Source organism: Tenacibaculum pelagium, assembly GCF_014062345.1.
Taxonomy (GTDB): domain Bacteria; phylum Bacteroidota; class Bacteroidia; order Flavobacteriales; family Flavobacteriaceae; genus Polaribacter; species Polaribacter pelagius.
In genome coordinates, this window is sequence record NZ_JACGLS010000004.1 from 116123 (window position 1) to 135812 (window position 19690).

At 31.6% G+C, this 19690-nt stretch carries 13 protein-coding genes; 5 read left to right on the top strand and 8 right to left on the bottom strand.

The window, feature by feature from the left end:
• The first annotated feature begins 81 nt into the window (after window positions 1-81).
• Together H3Z83_RS09535 and H3Z83_RS09540 are read left to right on the top strand one after the other, a co-directional pair.
• Entirely contained in the window at window positions 82-981 is a 900-nt protein-coding gene (locus tag H3Z83_RS09535; protein ID WP_182125259.1) for an HU domain-containing protein, read from the top strand.
• Between the two features lie 61 nt (window positions 982-1042).
• On the top strand, window positions 1043-1558 hold the full coding sequence (locus H3Z83_RS09540; protein ID WP_182125260.1) for an acyl-CoA thioesterase: 516 nt from the start codon (window positions 1043-1045) through the stop codon (window positions 1556-1558).
• Window positions 1559-1562: 4 nt separating this feature from the next.
• On the opposite strand, the gene H3Z83_RS09545 is transcribed toward H3Z83_RS09540, so the two are convergent.
• From H3Z83_RS09545 to H3Z83_RS09570, 6 genes are read right to left on the bottom strand one after another with little or no spacing between them, the layout of a single operon-like run.
• A complete protein-coding gene (locus H3Z83_RS09545) occupies window positions 1563-2588 on the bottom strand; it encodes an AI-2E family transporter (protein WP_182125261.1) in 1026 nt (341 codons plus the stop codon).
• A 5-nt stretch (window positions 2589-2593) separates the two neighbouring features.
• A complete protein-coding gene (locus tag H3Z83_RS09550; RefSeq protein ID WP_182125262.1) occupies window positions 2594-3811 on the bottom strand; it encodes a murein hydrolase activator EnvC family protein in 1218 nt (405 codons plus the stop codon).
• The gene (locus tag H3Z83_RS09555; protein ID WP_182125263.1) at window positions 3811-4581 is read right to left on the bottom strand and encodes a DUF4292 domain-containing protein; all 771 of its coding nucleotides are present in this window, start codon (window positions 4579-4581) and stop codon (window positions 3811-3813) included. The genes H3Z83_RS09550 and H3Z83_RS09555 overlap by 1 nt, the downstream gene beginning before the upstream one ends.
• 24 nt (window positions 4582-4605) lie before the next feature.
• Window positions 4606-5538, bottom strand: a complete 933-nt coding sequence (locus H3Z83_RS09560) for a tetratricopeptide repeat protein (protein ID WP_182125264.1) — start codon at window positions 5536-5538, stop codon at window positions 4606-4608.
• A 52-nt stretch (window positions 5539-5590) separates the two neighbouring features.
• The gene (locus H3Z83_RS09565; protein WP_182125265.1) at window positions 5591-6607 is read right to left on the bottom strand and encodes a sugar phosphate nucleotidyltransferase; all 1017 of its coding nucleotides are present in this window, start codon (window positions 6605-6607) and stop codon (window positions 5591-5593) included.
• A 57-nt stretch (window positions 6608-6664) separates the two neighbouring features.
• A complete protein-coding gene (locus H3Z83_RS09570; protein WP_182125266.1) occupies window positions 6665-8335 on the bottom strand; it encodes an ABC transporter ATP-binding protein in 1671 nt (556 codons plus the stop codon).
• Between the two features lie 252 nt (window positions 8336-8587).
• Here H3Z83_RS09570 and H3Z83_RS09575 point away from each other — a divergent pair, with 252 nt between their 5' ends.
• From H3Z83_RS09575 to H3Z83_RS09585, 3 genes are all read left to right on the top strand, one after another.
• Window positions 8588-11302, top strand: coding sequence for a GEVED domain-containing protein (locus tag H3Z83_RS09575; protein WP_182125267.1), 2715 nt, complete (start codon window positions 8588-8590; stop codon window positions 11300-11302).
• A gap of 97 nt (window positions 11303-11399) precedes the next feature.
• The gene (locus H3Z83_RS09580) at window positions 11400-15722 is read left to right on the top strand and encodes a GEVED domain-containing protein (RefSeq protein ID WP_182125268.1); all 4323 of its coding nucleotides are present in this window, start codon (window positions 11400-11402) and stop codon (window positions 15720-15722) included.
• Window positions 15723-15845: 123 nt separating this feature from the next.
• On the top strand, window positions 15846-17708 hold the full coding sequence (locus H3Z83_RS09585; RefSeq protein WP_182125269.1) for an ABC-F family ATP-binding cassette domain-containing protein: 1863 nt from the start codon (window positions 15846-15848) through the stop codon (window positions 17706-17708).
• A gap of 85 nt (window positions 17709-17793) precedes the next feature.
• Here H3Z83_RS09585 and H3Z83_RS09590 read toward each other — a convergent pair whose 3' ends face one another.
• The gene (locus H3Z83_RS09590) at window positions 17794-18705 is read right to left on the bottom strand and encodes a nucleotidyltransferase domain-containing protein (RefSeq protein ID WP_182125270.1); all 912 of its coding nucleotides are present in this window, start codon (window positions 18703-18705) and stop codon (window positions 17794-17796) included.
• Window positions 18702-19604, bottom strand: a complete 903-nt coding sequence (locus tag H3Z83_RS09595) for a pentapeptide repeat-containing protein (protein ID WP_182125271.1) — start codon at window positions 19602-19604, stop codon at window positions 18702-18704. Before H3Z83_RS09595 ends, H3Z83_RS09590 begins: the two co-directional genes overlap by 4 nt.
• Window positions 19605-19690 lie beyond the last annotated feature (86 nt).

Sequence of the window (19690 nt, forward strand, 5' to 3'; positions counted from 1 at the left end):
GATTTTCAATATACAAAAAACTGTTAATAAAATTGTGAGTATCTTTAGTAATAACTCGTTTATTTTTCTATTTTTGTTACTATGACATTAGCCAACTACATTAACGATTTATTATACCGATACGATTGCGTAATTGTTCCTAATTTTGGGGGATTTGTAACCAATAAAATTGGTGCTAAAGTGAATAACTTTACACACACATTTTACCCACCAAAAAAGCAAATTACTTTTAATGCGTATTTAAAGCATAATGATGGTTTGTTGGCAAATTACATAGCTTCAAATAAAAATATTTCTTTTGAGGAGGCAACTAATTTCATAGCAGAAGAAGTTGCTACTTGGACTAAAGAACTTGAAACAAAATCGATTGAAGTTGATTCTGTTGGAAGTTTATCACTAAACGAAGAGCAACAAATTGTTTTTGAACCAAATGCTTCTAGTAATTTCTTAGCAGAATCTTATGGTTTAACTGAGGTAGAAAGTCCTGCTGTAAAAAGATTTAAAGGCGAAGTGAAACCATTGCCTATTGTTTCGGAAGAAAAAGAAAGTACAATTCCTGTATTCTTTAAAAGAGCTGCTGTTGCTGCTGTTTTAGTTGGAGTTGCTTATGTTGGTTGGAATGGTTTTCAGAATCAACAACAAAAAGAGTTGTTAGCCAACCAAGAAGAAGCGGTACAAAAGAAAATACAATCGGCTACTTTTGTTATTGACAATCCGTTACCAACAATTAATTTAAATGTAACAAAAGAAGCAGTTAAAAACTTTCATATTATCGCAGGAGCTTTTCAAGAAGTTGAAAACGCTGAGAAAAAATTAGCGGAGTTGCAAGAGCAAGGTTACGATGCCAAAATAATTGGTAAAAACAACTTTGGGTTAACGCAAGTTAGTTTTACTTCTTTTAGTACTAAAGAAGAGGCTCGTAAAGAGTTAGAACAAATTCAACAAACAGTTAGCGAAGATGCTTGGTTGTTAGTTAAATAATCATCCTTTAATTTCTTTATTTTTTAGCTTTATGCTATATCTTTGCATCAAAATTTAATTGATGAGAGCTAAAGCACCTAAAGAATCATTAACTGTACTTACCGACCTTGTTTTACCAGGAGAAACAAACTATTTAGACAATCTTTTTGGAGGAGAGTTATTAGCTCGTATGGATAGAGCTTGTAGTATTGCTGCACGTCGTCATTCTAGACGAATTGTGGTTACTGCATCGGTAAATCACGTTGCATTTACAAAATCGGTTCCTGTAGGAAGTGTTGTTACAGTTGAAGCAAAAGTTTCACGTGCTTTTAAATCATCTATGGAAGTTTATGTTGATGTTTGGATTGAAGACCGTCAATCTGGTGAAAAAACCAAGGTAAACGAAGGTATTTATACGTTTGTTGCCGTTGACGAAACTGGTAAACCAGTACCAATTGCTCAAATTAAACCAGAAACTGAATTAGAGAAAAAACGTTACGACGGAGCTTTACGTAGAAAACAGTTAAGCTTAGTTTTAGCAAGTAAATTAGACCCGAAAGACGCTACTGAGTTAAAAGCGTTGTTTGTAGGAGAATAATGGCTTAAATCTTATCTAAATCACCATTTTCGGATAGTAATATGGCAACTGATTTTGTTTTTTCGAACTGAGAAAAGATAATAATCATAATTACGGTAATAGGTACAGAAAGTATCATTCCTGTAATTCCCCATATTTTACCCCAGATAGCTAATGAAAGTATGGTAACCAACGGACTTAGATTTAATGATTTTCCAAACACTTTAGGCTCTATTAAATTACCTACAATTACTTGCACGCTACCTACTGCAATTAGCACAATTAAAAAAGGTGTAAACTCACCAAATTGTATCAAACTAAAAATTGCTGGAAATACGGTTGCTACTAAAGAGCCTACAGTAGGAATATAGTTCAGTAAAAAGATTAAAAAGGCCCAAAAAGGAGCACTATCTACCCCAACTAGCACTAAAACGATATAGCTTAAAATCCCTGTTAGTAAACTTACATAGGTTTTTAGTCTTAAATAACTAGAAATTGAGTTTTCAATTTTATTTAAAATTACTTGAGTGTTCCCTCCTTCTTTAAAAAATATCTTTTTTAATTTCTTTTTTAAACTAGCTTCTTCTAAGAAAATAAATAAAGCATAGATAACAATCATAAATGTATCACCAAGCAAGCCACTAATACCGTTAGCAATGCTTCCTAATACAGATCCATAATTAAAATTACCAACTACTGATTTTAAAGAAGTAATAATATCAATATGAAAATAACCATTTAATTTTTTGATAATTGCCTCAACATTAGGTTCGTATTTGGTGTAAGAAGTCGTTAAATCGGAAATACTGTTGGTAATAATTTCTGAAATAAAACCGAAACCTAAAATAATTAACGAAAAAACAAACACATTACTTAACCAAAAAGGAATGTACTTTTTTGCGAAAGGAAGCTTATAAATACTTTTCCTAATTTCTCGTGTTAAAAACCAAAAAATTAATGCGAAAATAAACGGAATTAATATTCCTTTTCCAATAACTAATATGGCTACTATAGCTATAGTAACGATAACAAAATTAGCAGCGTTTTTCATGTTTTTTAGTTATTACGTATCCATTGGGATGGATTTAATTTGGTAGTGTTTTTAAACAGGACAAAAAACAGTTTTGTTTTTCCAGAAACTTTATCGGTAAATACCTTTCCTACTTTATCACCCGTTTTTACAATATCACCTTTTTTAACATACACATTTTCTAGATTATTGTAAGAAGAAATATAGCTTCCGTGTTGTACTAATACTGATTTTTTTCCACCAGATTGTGTTTGTAACGCCAATACTTTACCGTTAAATATACTTTGCGCATCGGTATTTGGTTTGGTTACGATATGCAAACCAGCACTATTAATTTTAATCCCTGAAAAAGTAGGATGCGGTTGTATTCCGAATTTTCTAGTAATAAGTCCATTAACAGGCCAGGGTAATTTCCCTTTGTTTTGCTCAAAATTAGCACGAAGTGCTTCTTCAGCTTTGTTTAATATCAGTCCTGAAGACTTCTTTGTAGAAGTTCTTTTTTTACCTTTATTAGCACGCGCAATGGCATCTCTAATTAATTTATCTATTCTGGCAGCAATACGTTTTTCTTCACGTATTTTCTTTTTTAAATCACCTTTATATTTTCGTTCTTGTCTCTTAATTTTAGAAACTAAACTTTCTTTACTCTTCTTATCAGACTCTATTTTATCTTTCTGATCTTTTTCATCAGAAATTAGAATTTCTTTTGCTTTTTTTCTTTGTGTTAACGAATCGTTTAATTGTTCAACTTCTTTGGCTTTTACAATAATTTCTTCGCCTTGTTTTTTTCTATAATCGCTGTACTGTTGCATGTACTTTAAGCGTTTATATGCCTGATAAAAACTTTTAGAAGAAAGTAAAAACATGGTTTTACTTTGTTGCGATTTGCTTTTATGTGTTTTTACAACCATATCAGCATATTCTTTTTTTAATTTTTTAAGCTGATTGTTATATTCTTTAAGTTGATTTTCGTTCGTTTTTATTTCTTTAGCTAAAGATTTTGCTTCTAATTCAATCGTTTCAATTAAGCGCTCTCTAACATTTATTTTCTGATTTAAATCTTTTAAATCATCTAAAGCATTACTTTTTTTCTTCTTTGCTTTAATTAATAGATTATTAACCTGAACAATTTCTTTTTTAAGCTTTTTACGTTTGTTCTCTAATTCTTTTCGGTTTTGACCAAAAGAAGAAAACCCTATAAAAAATAGGCATAAGAAAGAGATGTAAAAAAAAGAAGACTTCATTATAGTTTAATTTCTTTATAGCCGCTTGGGAGTCTAAAATCAGTATTTAATTTGGTGTTAAACTCAACCGAACGCGTTGTAATGTCAATATTAGTAAACTTATTGTTTTGTTTTGCGTTAATATTAATTTTTTCTGGAAAAAGTTCTTTGTTTTTAATCAAATACTTTGGGTAATTAATATCTAAACGCTGATTTTTAATTGTATTAACCAATAATTGTTTGTCTAATTTGTAATGAGACGGATTTATATAAAAGAAGATATCAAACAAATTAGGTTGACTTTTTGGCGAAAGTTGATAAGACTTATCATTAATCTCCACTTCTTGTTTCTCAGATCTAACGTTTAATAATGATTGACCCAACAACATACTTTGTAATTGCTGGAAGTTAATATCAGCGCCTAATAACTTTTTAAGCATAGAAAAATCACCGTCGAAATAATTCTTTTTATATGGAGAATAAAATTGAACTTTAGTGGGTGTAATTTTTGCCTTGAAAACTGTAATAAATTTGGTTCCTTTTAACCAAATTACCTCGTCTTTTTTAATTTTCATTCGTACAGAAAAACCAACATTTTCTTTACTATCTTTATAGTTTACTTTTAAACGAGCATCAATCGTTTTTTCGTCGAAATTAGCAGCTACATGTTTTTTGGCAACTTTACGCGCCGACATCTCTCTAATTACAGATGAGTTTTTTGCAATTTTTTTAGTTGAATTACAAGAGGTAAATCCAATAAATAACACAATAAGTAGTGTAAAATATTTCATAAATGAATTAATAATAAAGACTTTTTATTTTAAAATTTTCGCAGCTTTATTTTTAAATGAATTAGATTTTTTAATGTCATTTAAACCTTGATAAGCTTTTGCAATCTCTAAATAAAATTTTGCTTCGATTTCGTTGTTGTCAATCACAAAATCAATGCCGTTTTGTAAACTTTCAATCGCTTTTTTAAACTGATTCTTATTATTTAATGCTTTTCCATTCATCAAATAAACAAATGGTTGTGCAGGAAACAACGCTAATCCTTGTTCGCTATACTTTAAAAAATCAGTATGATTATCGATAGATAACTTATCTAATAAAGCCTTTAAATTATTGAACGACTTTTCTTTTTTAAAACTAGAAAACACATCAGTATTAACAATGTTATTTTTTTTAGTATCAGTTTTAGGTTGCTTGTTATAAAGTTTATCTTGTATTCTTCGTAATCTTGAGTTTAATAATTGAGCTTCTTCTAACTCAGAGAGTACTTTTTTAGCAGCAATAATATCGCTATTTTGTAAATGTAAAAACACTAAAAGTTGCTTTTTCTTTGGGTGTTTAGCAGCAATTTTTTCTTGTGTTTTAATTGCTTCCTCAAAAAAAGCGGTTTTTTTTAAAATATCAACTTTATGCTCCAATAACCACAGGTTTTCAGCATCTTTATTTAAAGCAAGATTAATATATTCTATAGCTTCAGTATTTCTATTAAGCTTTGAATAGTTTTTAGAAAGTTCGAATAAAACAGCTTTGTTATTGGCTACTAGTTCATTACACTCTTCTAAATATTGAATTGCTTTTTGATAATTAAAGATTGCTTTTTGAGATAAGGCTTTAAAAAAGTTCTCTTGAAATTTTATGTTATTCTTTTCAAGAGGATTAACCAAAGCAGGAATACTATCTTGTGAAAAAGAAGTAAAAGAGAGAAGAAAAAAGAGAAAAGAGAAAACAATTTTATTCAAAAAATGAATAGTTGTCTTGTTTCTTTTCTCTAGTTTCTTTCTTCTAGTTGTTTTATGTAAGTTCTGTATAATCACCTATACTTACCGAGGTATAAATTGCGTTATATTTAGCATGGTTACCAATCATTGCATTATCTAAATTTGCATTAGATATATGCACATTTGTTTGAATTAAAGAATTTACAATTGTTGAATTTTCAACAACACTGTTTTCACCAATAGAAACATAAGGCCCAATTTTAGTATCTTTTAAAACTACATTTTTACCAATATAACAAGGTTGAATAATTTCTGAGTTTTCTAATACAACGTCGTTAGATACTAAATTGTTGCCATCAGCCTGTTCAAAACCTAAAACTTGTTTGTTGGTATCTACAGTTGGGTCTTTTTTACCACAGTCCATCCAAGCATCTACTTTACCGGGAACAAATTGAGCACCTTGTTGCTTTAAAGATTCTAACACTTCTGTTAATTGAAATTCTCCTGAAGGACGAATATCATTATCAATTAAGTGCTTTATTTCTTGTTTTACTTTATCACCATCTTTAAAATAGTAAATACCGATAATCGCTAAGTCAGAAACAAATTCTTTTGGTTTTTCAACAAAATCAGTAATAACACCATCTTTTAATTTTACAACACCAAAAGCGCTTGGATCTTCTACTTGTTTTACCCAAATAGCCCCATCTGCATTCGCATCTAAAGTGAAATCTGCTTTAAATAAAGTATCTGCAAAAGCAACAACACAAGGTCCGCTTAATGCATCTTTAGCACAATAAATTGCATGCGCAGTTCCTAAGGCTTCTTCTTGAACAAAAACAGAACCTTTAGCACCTAAACTTTCTGCAATTGCTATTAATTTATCTTTTGTGTCAGCTGGAAAACCTTTAGCTGAAGGACCAATAATAAAAGCAATTTCTTCGATAGGTTGGTTAACAACCGATGTAATATCTTCAACTAAACGTTGTACAATTGGTTTACCTGCTATAACAGTTAATGGCTTCGGAGTTGTTAATGTATGAGGTCTTAAACGCGACCCAATTCCTGCCATTGGTACTATAATCTTCATATTCTTTCTTTTCGTTTTTAACGGTGCAATATACCACTAATAAAGTATTGAAAAAAGTTACAATCCTTTAGGAATGGCTTCAATTAATGTTTTGGTATACTGTGTTTTTGGATTTTCGTAAATTTCATCAGCGTCTGCTATTTCTTCAATCTTACCTTTATTCATTACAACTAATTGGTCTGCCATATATTTTACTACTGATAAATCATGGGAAATAAATATATAAGTAAAATTAAATTCTGATTTTAATTGATTCAATAAATTTAACACTTGAGCTTGAACCGAAACATCTAAAGCAGAAACAGATTCATCGCAAATAATTAATTTAGGTTGTAAAGCAATGGTACGTGCAATTCCTATTCGTTGACGTTGTCCCCCCGAGAACTCATGAGGATATCTATCATAATGATTGCGATTTAACCCTACTTTTTCTAATAAATCGTATACATATTCTTTTCGTTCTTTAGTTGAATTTAAAACCTTATGAACTTTCATTGGTTCTAAAATTGAATCTCCAGCTGTGATGCGAGGATTTAAAGAAGAAAACGGATCTTGAAATATGATTTGAATATCTTTTCGTAATCTTTTAAATTCAGATTTTGATAGTTTTGTAATATCTGTTCCCTCATAAATGATTTGTCCCGAAGATGCTTTTTCTAACTGTAAAATAGTTCTACTTAACGTTGTTTTTCCGCAACCGCTTTCGCCAACTAATCCTAAAGTTTCTCCTTTGTAAATCTTAAAAGAAACATTGTTTACTGCTTGAACAATATTAGTTTTTGAAAACCATGAAGAATTGCTAATGAAATTCTTGTTTAGATTAATGATTTCTAGTAGAGGAGGGGTATTGTATATTTTTTGATGAAATTTTTTTCGTTCTTCATTAGTATATATAGTTCGATCAACTGAATCATGAACAAAATCATCTACTGTAGGTAATGTTTTGTATCGATGATTTGCATTGGGTTTAGAATTAATTAAAGCTTGAGTATAATTTTTTTCAGGAGACAAGAAAACATTTTTAGATGCTCCTTGTTCAACGATTCTTCCTTTTTGCATAACCACTACATTGTCAGCAATTTCAGAAACCAAAGCTAAATCATGAGAAATAAAAATAATTCCCATTTTGTACTCTTGTTGTAGTTCTTTTAAAAGCGTTATGATTTCTTTTTGTACAGTAACATCTAATGCAGTGGTAGGTTCATCGGCAATTAATAATTTAGGTTTACAAGCAATAGCCATTGCTATCATAACTCGTTGTTTTTGCCCACCACTTATTTGGTGAGGGTATGAGTTAAAAAGGGTTTCAGTTCTTGGGAGTTTTACTTTTTCGAAAAGAGAGATAACCTCTTCTTTAATTTCATTATTAGATAAATGTGTATGCTGTTGTAAAATTTCAGCAACTTGATTTCCACAAGTAATAGTTGGATTTAAAGAACTCATTGGTTCTTGAAAAATCATAGCGATTTCTTTACCTCTTATTTTTTGAAAGCTATTTTCTGAAAACTGTAATAGATCTACATCATTGTAAATAATTTTGCCTTTAAGAACAGCTGTTTTTGGTAATAACCCTAAAATAGCCAATGAGCTAATAGATTTCCCACTACCACTCTCACCAACAATTCCAAGAATTTCATTTTTATTTACTTTAAATGATATGTTTTGAACAATGTTATTTAAGATATTCTTTTTGAAAAAAGAAATACACAAATTTTTTACCTTAAGCATTCAGAAATTTTTATTAAAAGTACAATTATTCTTTTTTATGAAAGAATTTTAAATGGTTCAAAGCGTGTTTAACTCTACAGAAAACACGCTATGTGTTTGATTTAAAGTAATTTTTTAGTAAAAAAATTATCAATAATTGTGTTTTTTTATATATTTGTCACTTATTTATTGGAATAAATAGAGTTTTTATTGAGGAATTGTCAATTTTGATTCTGTTTATTAAAGTTTTTTTAATCAATTAACCCTTCAGGAATGAAAAACAAAATTACTTTAGCACTAGCGTGCTTATTTATGGGTACTGTTGCCTTTTCTCAACAGAAATCAAAACAAGTTAAACGTGATTGTAATGCAGCCGAGCTTATAGAGCAAAAAATGGCTAAAAATCCTAGCATTGCAAAACGTATGAATGACATGGAAGCATTTACTCAAAGAAAAGTTGAGGAAATGTCTAAAAACCATGCTAAAATTTCAGGAGATGTATATCAAATTCCAGTTGTTGTACACGTATTATATACTAACTCTTCAAATAATATTAGTACTGCACAAATTCAATCTCAATTAGATGTTTTAAATGCAGATTTCCGTAGAACAAATGCTGATAGAACAAATAAGTGGTCTCAAGCTGCTGATACAAAAATTGAATTTTATTTAGCGCAGGTTGATCCTAATGGAAATGCTACTACAGGAATTACTAGAAAACAAGTAAGTAAGTCTACTTGGGCTACAGACGATTCTATGAAAAAATCTTCTCAAGGAGGTGTTAATCCATGGAATACATCTGAGTATTTAAATATGTGGATTGTTGATGCTTTAAGTAGTGGAGGAAGAACAATCTTAGGATACGCTCAATTTCCTTGGGATACCGACGCATCTACAGATGGTGTTGTAATGGCGGATCAATATTTTGGTACTAATGGTACAGCTGCAGCTCCTTTTGACGGAGGTAGAACAACTACTCACGAAATAGGTCACTACTTAGGTTTACGTCATATTTGGGGAGATGGTGCTTGTGGAACTGATGATTTCGTATCTGATACTCCAGAATCTGATGCAGCTAACTATGGTTGTGCAACAGGACATGTTTCTTGTGGATCAGAAGATATGGTACAAAACTACATGGATTACTCAGATGATTCTTGTATGAACTTATTTACTTTAGGACAAAAAAATAGAATGCATACTTATTTAGTAGCTGGTGGTGCGCGTCGTGCTTTAGCTTTATCTGATAAAACTGGTACGCCAGCAGTATGTAATGCAACGGTTCCAACAGGAGTTTCTGTTTCAGGAGTAACTTCTTCAGGAGCTTCAGTTTCTTGGACAGCGGTTGAAAACGCTACTTATGATGTAAGACACCGTCAAGTAGGTTCTTCATCTTGGACAACAAATGCAGTTTCTGGTACATCATCTTCTTTAAGTGGATTATCAGCTTCAACTCAATACGAAGTGCAAGTACGTTCTAAGTGTTCTTCAGGGAACTCTAGTTATAGTGCTTCATCTAATTTTACAACACCAGAGGTAACAATTACTTATTGTGCTTCTAGCGGTAATACATCTTATGCTACTGGAGTAACAAGAGTACGTTTCGGATCTATTGATAAAGCTGATGGTACAGCTAAAGATAAAGGTTACGAAGATTTTACAAATTTAAGCACTACAGTATCTCAGTCTTCATCTGTAAACCTTACAGTAAATGTTAATACTGATGGAAACTACAGAGTAGATGCAATTGCATGGATTGACTGGAACCAAGATGGTGACTTTGCTGATAGTGGAGAAACTATTGACTTAGGAAACGTAAGTAACGTATCTAACGGAGCATTACCAACAAAAGCAGTTGCTGTTCCTGCAAATGCTAAAGTAGGTGCTACAAGAATGAGAGTTGCTGCAAAATACAATGCAAACCCAACATCATGTGGAACTAACTTCGATGGAGAAGTTGAAGATTATACAGTAAATGTACAAGGAGCTGTTGCCGATACTCAAGCGCCAACTGCACCAACTAGTTTAGCTGCTTCTAGTGTAACTCAAACTACATTAACTTTAAACTGGTCAGCTTCTACAGATAATGTAGCAGTAACAGAATATGATGTTTATAGAGGATCTACTAAATTAGGTTCAACAGCTAATACTTCAACAAATATTACAGGATTAACAGCTGCTACAGCTTATACTTTCTCAGTAAGAGCAAAAGATGCTGCAGGTAATGTTTCTTCTGCAAGTAATACAGTTAATGTAACTACATTGGCAAATCAAATTTCTTACTGTTCTTCTCAAGGAAATCGTTCTTCTTATGAGTGGATTGACAATGTAGAATTAGGAGGAATGAAAAATGCAACTGGAGATAATGGTGGTTATGAAGATTTTACTTCTAAAGTAGCTACAATTGCTCAAGGAAGTTCAAACCAAATGATTGTAAGTGCAGGATTTAAGAGCTCTGCATATACTGAGCACTGGGCTGTATGGATTGACTTTAACCAAAACGGAACTTTTGATAGTTCAGAAAAAGTGGTTTCAGGTTCTTCTTCTAGCGCAAATAACTTAACAGCTACTGTTGCGGTTCCATCAGGAGCTACATTAGGGCAAACAAGAATGCGTGTATCTATGAAGTATAACTCAGCTCAAACTGCTTGTGAAACTTTTAATGATGGTGAAGTAGAAGATTATACTGTAAACATTGTAGCTAGTAGCTCTAGAGTAGATGGTCCAGTAAATGCTGAAAGATTAGGAAACGAGAAAAACTTAGACTTATTAGCATATCCTAACCCAGCAACAGATTTTGTACAAGTTAAGTTAGCTTCTAAAGCTGATAACATGACTTATAAAATTGTGAATACAATTGGTAGAGTTGTACAAGCTGGTCGTTTAGAATCTTCTAATTTAGATGTAACAAACTTAAATACAGGAATGTATATTTTACAAGTAAGTGATGGTCAAAAATCATTAACTACTAAATTAATGAAGAAATAATATTTAATATAAATATTAGAGATAATAAAGAGAACTCGAGTTTTAGAAATATTACTCGAGTTTTTTATTTATATAATTAACCAAAAAACCCTTCAAAATGAAAAGTAATTTCAAATTTTTAATTGGTGGTTTGTCTTTGGTTGTAGCTTCAACAATAGGTTACAAAGAGTATCAATCTTTTAAAGAAAAAAAAGAGATTGAAAACAGAAGACAAAATCACGCAGAGTTTTTAAAAAATAGCCCGTTTAAGGAAACTTTAAAATGGGATAAAAAAACAAGAAAACTTAACGGTTTACCTCCAAACAGGTATTTCGAGCAAATGGCAGAATTAACCATGAATCCTGCAACTGGAGAGCTTGAACAAGGTAATGTAACGAAGCTTCGTCAGGACCTTGTTAATATGAGGCAATCTCAAAGAACGCCAGGTGATAGTAATAATGCTTGGGAAGAGAGAGGACCTAACAATGTTGGAGGTAGAACTAGAGTAATTATGTTCGATCCAAATGATGCTACTAACAATCGAGTGTATGCTGGAGGAGTTAGTGGAGGATTATGGGTAAATAATGACATCAGTAATTCAAATTCTCAATGGCAAAGAGTACAAAATGTACCAGGAAATTTATCGGTAACATCTATAACTGTAGATCCTAGAAACTCTAATACTTGGTATGTGGGTACGGGAGAACAATATACAGCTGGAGATGTTGTAGGTAATGGAGTATATAAAACAACTGACGGAGGTACCACATGGACAGCAGTAAACATTCCAGCTGCTGGAGGAGGAACCATTAATCATAATGCTACGAATGTATTCTTATCAGGAATTCATTATGTAAACGATGTTTTAGCTTGGGATAATGGTACTTCTACAGAGTTATTTGTTGCTGTAGGAGCACATGTATATGGGGCTTCTTCTTCTCCAAGAAACTGGTTAGGATTACAATCTGCTGGTTTATATCGTTCAACTGATGGTGGTGCGAATTGGAGTAGAATTGAAACTGTAGGAATGCGTTATGATTTCAACGGTAACAACTACTACTATATTCCAAATGATTTAGAGGTAGGAGCAGATAATAAAATCTGGATGGGTACTATTAATTCTGCTTTAGGACAAGGTGGAGGAAGAGTATTTAGTTCTACAAACGGTTCTACTTGGGCAGAAGCTGGAGCTTCTCCACTAACAGAATCGAATAGAGTAGAGATAGAACCATCTGCTTCTGATGCTAATAAGTTATATGTTTTAGCACAAGGTACTACAACAGCTGCGCCAGTACGTATTTTTAAAACAACGAACGGATTCTCTTCGGTATCAACAGTAAGCCTACCAAATGATGCTGATACTGGGATTGCTGCAAATGATTTTTGTCGTGGACAAGCTTTTTACGATTTAGTAATCGAAGCAGATCCAAGTAATGATAATACAGTATATGTAGGAGGTATCGATTTATTTAAAACCACCAATGGAGGTAGCTCATGGAGTCAATTATCTCACTGGTATGGTGGATTTGGTGTTTCTAACAATGTACATGCAGATCAACATTCTATAGCGTTTGGTAATAACTCTTCTACTAAAATGTTATTTGGTAACGATGGAGGTATTTACTATTCTGGAAATGCAGGAAGTTCAATTAGTGTAAGAAACAAAGGGTATAACGTTACTCAGTTTGTAAAAGCAGGTATAGGACCAGATGGTTCAGGAGATACTAATGGTATTTTTAGTGCAGGAGCGCAAGATAACGGAACACAAGCTTTTAGAAATGCTTCAGCTGGAATTAATAGTTCTACGGAATTAAGTGATGGTGACGGTTTTTATACGTTTGTTGATAAAGATGGTCAATATATGATTGCTACTTATGTAAATAATGTGATTTACAGATTTAGTTTACCATGGAACGGACAAGGAAGAAGACAAGGTGGTGCAACTACATTATCGAGTGATCAAAACACAGGAGATTTCGTAAATCAAATGGGTTATGATAGTAATGCTAATAGATTATTAACAAACAAATCTACTTCATCTAGCAATGCTATTATGAGTATTAATGTAGCTTCAAACAGCAATGGAACATTAACAAATTCATTATTAGATGCAAAACCAACAGCATTTAGAGCTTCACCATTTACAGCAAACCGATGGTTTGTAGGTTTAGCTAATGGTAAGTTTTTAAAGCTTTCAAGTGTAGGTAATTCAAGTGCTACATTTGCTAGTATTACTACACCTTTTGTAGGATCTATTTCTTCAGTTAGATTTGGAGCTACAGAAAACGATATTTTTGTAACAATGCACAACTATGGAGTTATCAGTGTATGGGCTACTACAGATGGCGGAACTAATTGGGTAAATAAAGAAGGAAACTTACCTAATATCCCGGTAAGAGATTTCTTACAAAACCCATTAGATAGAAACGAAGCTATCGTTGCGACTCAATTAGGTGTTTGGTCTACATCAAACTTTAATGCAGCTACTCCTACTTGGTCACAATCTTATAATGGGATGAGTGATGTTAGTGTAACTTCATTAGATTATTGGAATGTAAATGGAACAAATACACAAAATAAAATTATCGCATCTACTTATGGTAGAGGTGTGTTTACAGGAACTTTTATAGCAAATACTGTTGCAGACACACAAGCACCAACTGTACCAGGCAGTTTAGCAGTATCTAATATAGAAGCAACTACATTAACATTAAATTGGAACGCTTCAACTGATAATGTGGGAGTTAGTGGATATGATGTGTATCAAGGAACAACTAAAATAGGAACACCTACTACTACATCATATAATGTAACAGGATTATCTGCAAGTACAGCATATACATTTACAGTAAAAGCAAAAGATGCTGCAGGAAATGAATCAGCGGCTAGTTCAGCAGTAAATGTTACAACTAAGGCTGTAAGTATGGATTGTTCTTCAACAGTAAGTTCTTTCCCATACAATGAAGGATTTGAAAGCGGAATAGGTGCATGGACTCAAGATAGTTCTGATAATTTCGACTGGTCTAGAGATGCAAGTGGAACACCTTCAAGCTCAACAGGACCTTCAGCAGCAGCAGCAGGAACATATTATATGTACACAGAATCGTCAAATCCTAACTACCCAACAAAAACAGCGATTTTTAACAGTCCTTGTTTTGATTTATCAGGAGTAGATACACCAAAGATGAAATTTAAGTACCATATGTACGGAAGTAGTATGGGAACTTTAAAATTAGAGGTTCAGGAAGAAGGGTCTTCAACTTGGACAAGTGTATGGAATAAATCTGGAGATCAAGGAAATTCTTGGAAAGATGCTGAGGTATCATTAGCAGCTAAAAAAGTAAAAGTAAGATTTCATTTAACAACGGCATCTTCATATAGATCTGATGCGGCAATAGATGTAATTACAGTTGAATCTGGAGCAGTTGTGGCTGATACGCAAGCACCAACAACACCAACAAGTTTAGTAGCATCAAGTATAACACAAACAACGTTAACATTAAATTGGAGTGCTTCTACTGATAATGTAGGAGTAACAGGATACGATGTTTACCAAGGAGCTACTAAATTAGGTACAGTAGCTACAACAGGTTATAATGTATCAGGTTTAACAGCAGCAACAGCTTATACTTTCTCAGTAAAGGCAAAAGATGCAGCAGGTAATGAATCAGCTTCAAGTAATACAGTAAATGCTACAACATTATCAACAGCATTATCTTATTGTGCTTCAAAAGGAAACAGATCGTCTTATGAATGGATTGATAATGTTGAATTAGGAGGAATGACCAATGCAACAGGAGATAATGGAGGATATGAAGATTTCACATCTAAAGTAGCAACCTTAACTCAAGGTAGTTCAAATCAAATGATAGTGAGTGCAGGATTTAGAAGTACAGCTTATACAGAGCATTGGGCTGTTTGGATTGATTTTAACCAAAACGGAACATTTGATAGTTCAGAGAAAGTAGTTTCTGGGTCGTCATCAAGTGCAAACAATTTAACAGCAACAGTTGCTGTTCCGTCAGGAGCAGTTTTAGGAAACACTAGAATGCGTGTATCTATGAAGTATAATGCAGCTCAAACTGCTTGTGAAACTTTCGCAGATGGAGAGGTTGAAGATTATACAGTTAATATTGTAGCAACATCTAGTGCTGGTTTTAATATATCATCTATAGGAAATTCTAATGGTGAAGCTTTAGGAAACGAAAGGTCTTTAGATTTAATGGCATATCCTAATCCAGCAACAAACTTTGTACAAGTTAAATTAGCTTCTAAAGCTGATAACATGACTTATAAAATTGTAAATACAATTGGTAGAGTTGTTCAAGCAGGTCGTTTAGAATCATCTAACATAAATGTTACAAACTTAAATTCAGGAATCTATATTTTAGAAGTAAATGATGGTCAAAAATCATTAACAACTAAATTAATGAAGAAGTAAAGAGTATTTTTATTTCAAGGCAAGTTTTAAAGAATGAATCCTTTAGCTATAGCCTTGCGATTAAATAAATTAAACCCGAGCAATTGCTCGGGTTTTTTGTTTCTTTGCATAAAATTTTAGTAGATGAATTACCTATCAGTAGAAAACATATCAAAAGCATACGGAGAAAAAGTATTATTCGACGATATATCTTTCGGAATTAATAAAGACCAAAAGATTGCTTTTGTTGCTAAAAATGGTAGCGGTAAAACATCTATTTTGAATATTGTTGCTGGCGTAGATGAGTCAGATACTGGTCAGGTAGTGAGTAGAAAAGGAATTGATATTGCTTATTTATCTCAGGCAGATAACTTAAACCCTGATTTAACGATTGAAGAAACTATTTTTTCTACCGACAATAAGGTTTTGTCTGTTATACAGCAATATGAAAAAGCATTACAAAATCCTGACGATGCAGAAGGGTATCAAGAAGCTTTTGAATTGATGGAGCAACACAATGCTTGGGATTTTGAAACCCAATACAAACAAATATTATCTAAATTAAAATTAGACAACCTACAGTTAAAAGTAGGAAAGCTTTCTGGTGGACAAAAAAAGCGTTTGGCTTTAGCGATTGTACTAATTAAAAAACCAGATTTATTAATTTTAGATGAGCCAACCAATCATTTAGATTTAGAAATGATTGAGTGGTTAGAAGCTTTTTTTGCGAAAGAAAAAATCACCTTATTTATGGTTACACACGACCGTTACTTCTTAGAACGTGTGTGTAATGAAATTATCGAATTAGATAACGGTAAACTATATAAATACAAAGGAAACTACTCGTATTACTTACAAAATAAAGAAGAGCGTTTAGCTTTAGAAGCAACTAATTTAGGGAAGGCGAAAAGCCTATTTAAAAAAGAGTTGGATTGGATGCGTCGTCAGCCAAAGGCACGTACCACCAAATCGAAATCTCGTATTGATGATTTTCATCAAATAAAAGAGAAAGCGCATAAACGTCGTAACGATCATGAGGTTCAGTTAGAAATTAACATGGAGCGTTTGGGAAGTAAGATTATCGAGCTTCATAAAATGCGTAAATCATTCGACGATAAAGTAATTTTAGATGGATTTGATTACGTTTTTAAACGTGGAGAACGTATTGGTATCATCGGTAAAAACGGAACCGGTAAATCGTCATTTTTAAATATGTTAACGGGTGCTATTGAATTAGATGGCGGTAAAGTTATTGTTGGTGAAACCGTAAAGTTTGGATACTATACTCAAAAAGGGATTCAAATAAAAGAAGGGCAGAAGGTAATTGAAGTTATTAAAGAGTTTGGTGAATATATACCCTTAACTAAAGGACGTAAAATATCTGCAGGTCAGTTACTAGAACGTTTTTTGTTTGACAGAAAAAAGCAACACGATTTTGTTGAAAAATTAAGTGGTGGTGAGCAAAAGCGTTTGTATTTGTGTGCGGTGTTAATACAAAACCCTAACTTTTTAATTTTAGATGAGCCTACCAACGATTTAGATGTGGTAACGCTAAATGTATTAGAAAACTTTTTATTGGATTATCCTGGGAATTTAATGGTGGTTTCTCACGACCGTTATTTTATGGATAAAATTGTAGACAACTTATTTGTGTTTAGAGGTGAAGGAAAAATAGATAACTTTCCTGGTAATTACTCTGATTTTAGAGCTTACGAAGACTCTAAACCTAAAGAAGTAAAAGAACTAAAGAAAGAAGTTAAAGTCGTTGTTAAAACAGTTAAAAAAGGTGTTTTAAGCTATAATGAGAAACGTGAGTGGGGTTTATTAGAAAAAGATATTGAAAGATTACAAAAAAAGAAAACCGATATCGAAACAAAATTTATGAATGCCGAATTTTCTCCCGAAGAAATTAACGATAAATCTAAAGAACTACAAGAAACCATAGAAAGCCTAGAAACCAAAGAAGAACGTTGGTTTGAGCTTTCTATGAAGTTAGAAGGGGAATAATATTTTTGTTATAACGGTTTTGTATATGAAAATTAGCGGTTTTATACACTATTGTTTCGATTTATTACTGGCTTTTATTTTATGATTATACTTTTGTTTTAGCACTTAATTCGCTATTTTTTATACACGTTGTTGTGTGGCGTTTTTTTATTTCCGAAATTAAATTCATAGTAAAATCATTGTCTTTCATTTTACAAGCATAAAACTGCGGATTACTAATGATTTTTTTCAGTTTTGGAATATTTAACTCTTGAGAGCAATAATATCCTTCTACTAACCTTAATCTTTGATAAGGGTTGAATTTTTTACTGATGATATCTTTATCTACAATATTCTGAAATGTCAGAGAATCTACAATTTTTACAGTCTCTATTATTCCGATAGTTTTGACAATTGGAATAAGCGTTTGAATAAAACTTAATGATGGCAATTCATCAAGAATTTCTTCTCTATAGCTTCTTTTTACAACTCTTAATTCTCTTAATATTTCAATGTCAAATTGATTTATTTTTCCTTGCTCTTTAAGTCCGTTTAGAAGTTTTATATAAGAAAATTCAAAAATTCCAACTTCTGCATTTTTAAACACTAAATAATTCCTTAATCCTACATAAAGACTATCACAAAACCAAGCAAAACCTAAATTAGTTTCAGGTATAACTTTAATAATATCAAAATAATTTTCACAATCTTTAATATCTTTTTTATAATCGATTTTTGGATTAAACTCGTTTAGAATTTTATTTAACCTGTATTTTTTATCGACAATTATTTTGGATTCATTTTGTAAATGTTTGATAAATAAACTTCCATTGTCTGATAAATATTTAAGTTTTGAGTAAGTGTAATATGATATTGACCAATCATCTTTAGAATAATCATCTTTTAATTTTTCTAAAGTCTCAAAATCATCAGCTACGATTAATAAATCCCTATCGCTGTATTTATCAAAATCTGCTCTTAATGAGCTCCCGAATATTGCTATGCTATAATTATTCATTTTACAAATCGATTTATAATTATTGTGACTAATGCACTTAAAAGAACAAAACCTAAAATACTTTGAACAAGTAACCAATTCATTCCAATAGATGAAGTTGGTTGTAATTGTGAATCAACAAGCTTAGTAGTTGCTTCTAGTGTATAATATAGGTTAGAAGTGAAATTTGTTGAATCTATACTAAAACCTTCAATTTTTCTACTTTTATTTACAAATTTATAAGAACTCCAATTATTGCTGTTTTGATAAAAAAAGAATGAAAATAGAATAGAAAATGTTATTATAAAATTTCGTAACCTTAACCCAAAGCCAAAAGTCCATTTAAAAATCCAATTAATTGGATAATCTCTTAAAAATTTCCAAAAAGATACTTTTGGTTCATTATCCAAAAAACACTGTTTGTAAATATTACGGGTTTTCCATTTCTCAAAATTATATTGAGCATTTCTAGCAAATTTTGATTGCTCATAATCTTTTGAATTATTTAATAACTGTTGAAAAAGATGTGTGCAAATATTAGCTTTATTAAAGTCATTAAGATTTTTTTCAAAACAGCTAGGGTTTATGTACGTATTATTTATTTTTATTTTATGTGTATTAACGTTCTGGAAAGTGCAATTATGGAATTCACAATCAATAATATTTGTACCAATGAATAAACAATCTTTAAAATTACATTTATCAAAATAAACTTTTGATAACTCAGTTTTTGTAAAGCTAACGTTAGTGAAACTGGTATTAAGTATTTTTAATTTAGTATTTTCAAAATTTGATTTAAAAACATCAGGACGATAAAGAATGTTTGTTAAGTGTTTACTTATAGCAAGTTGACCTTCAAAATCTTCTTGAGAAGTTATTTCTGTGTTTGGTTCATTAAGCTGAAAGAAATTTTTTAACATTCTTTAAAATTAGTTTTATTAAGATAAAATTTTTACACTAAATTAATTATAGTGCATAACATTACTTTACGAGCATCCGTAAAGAA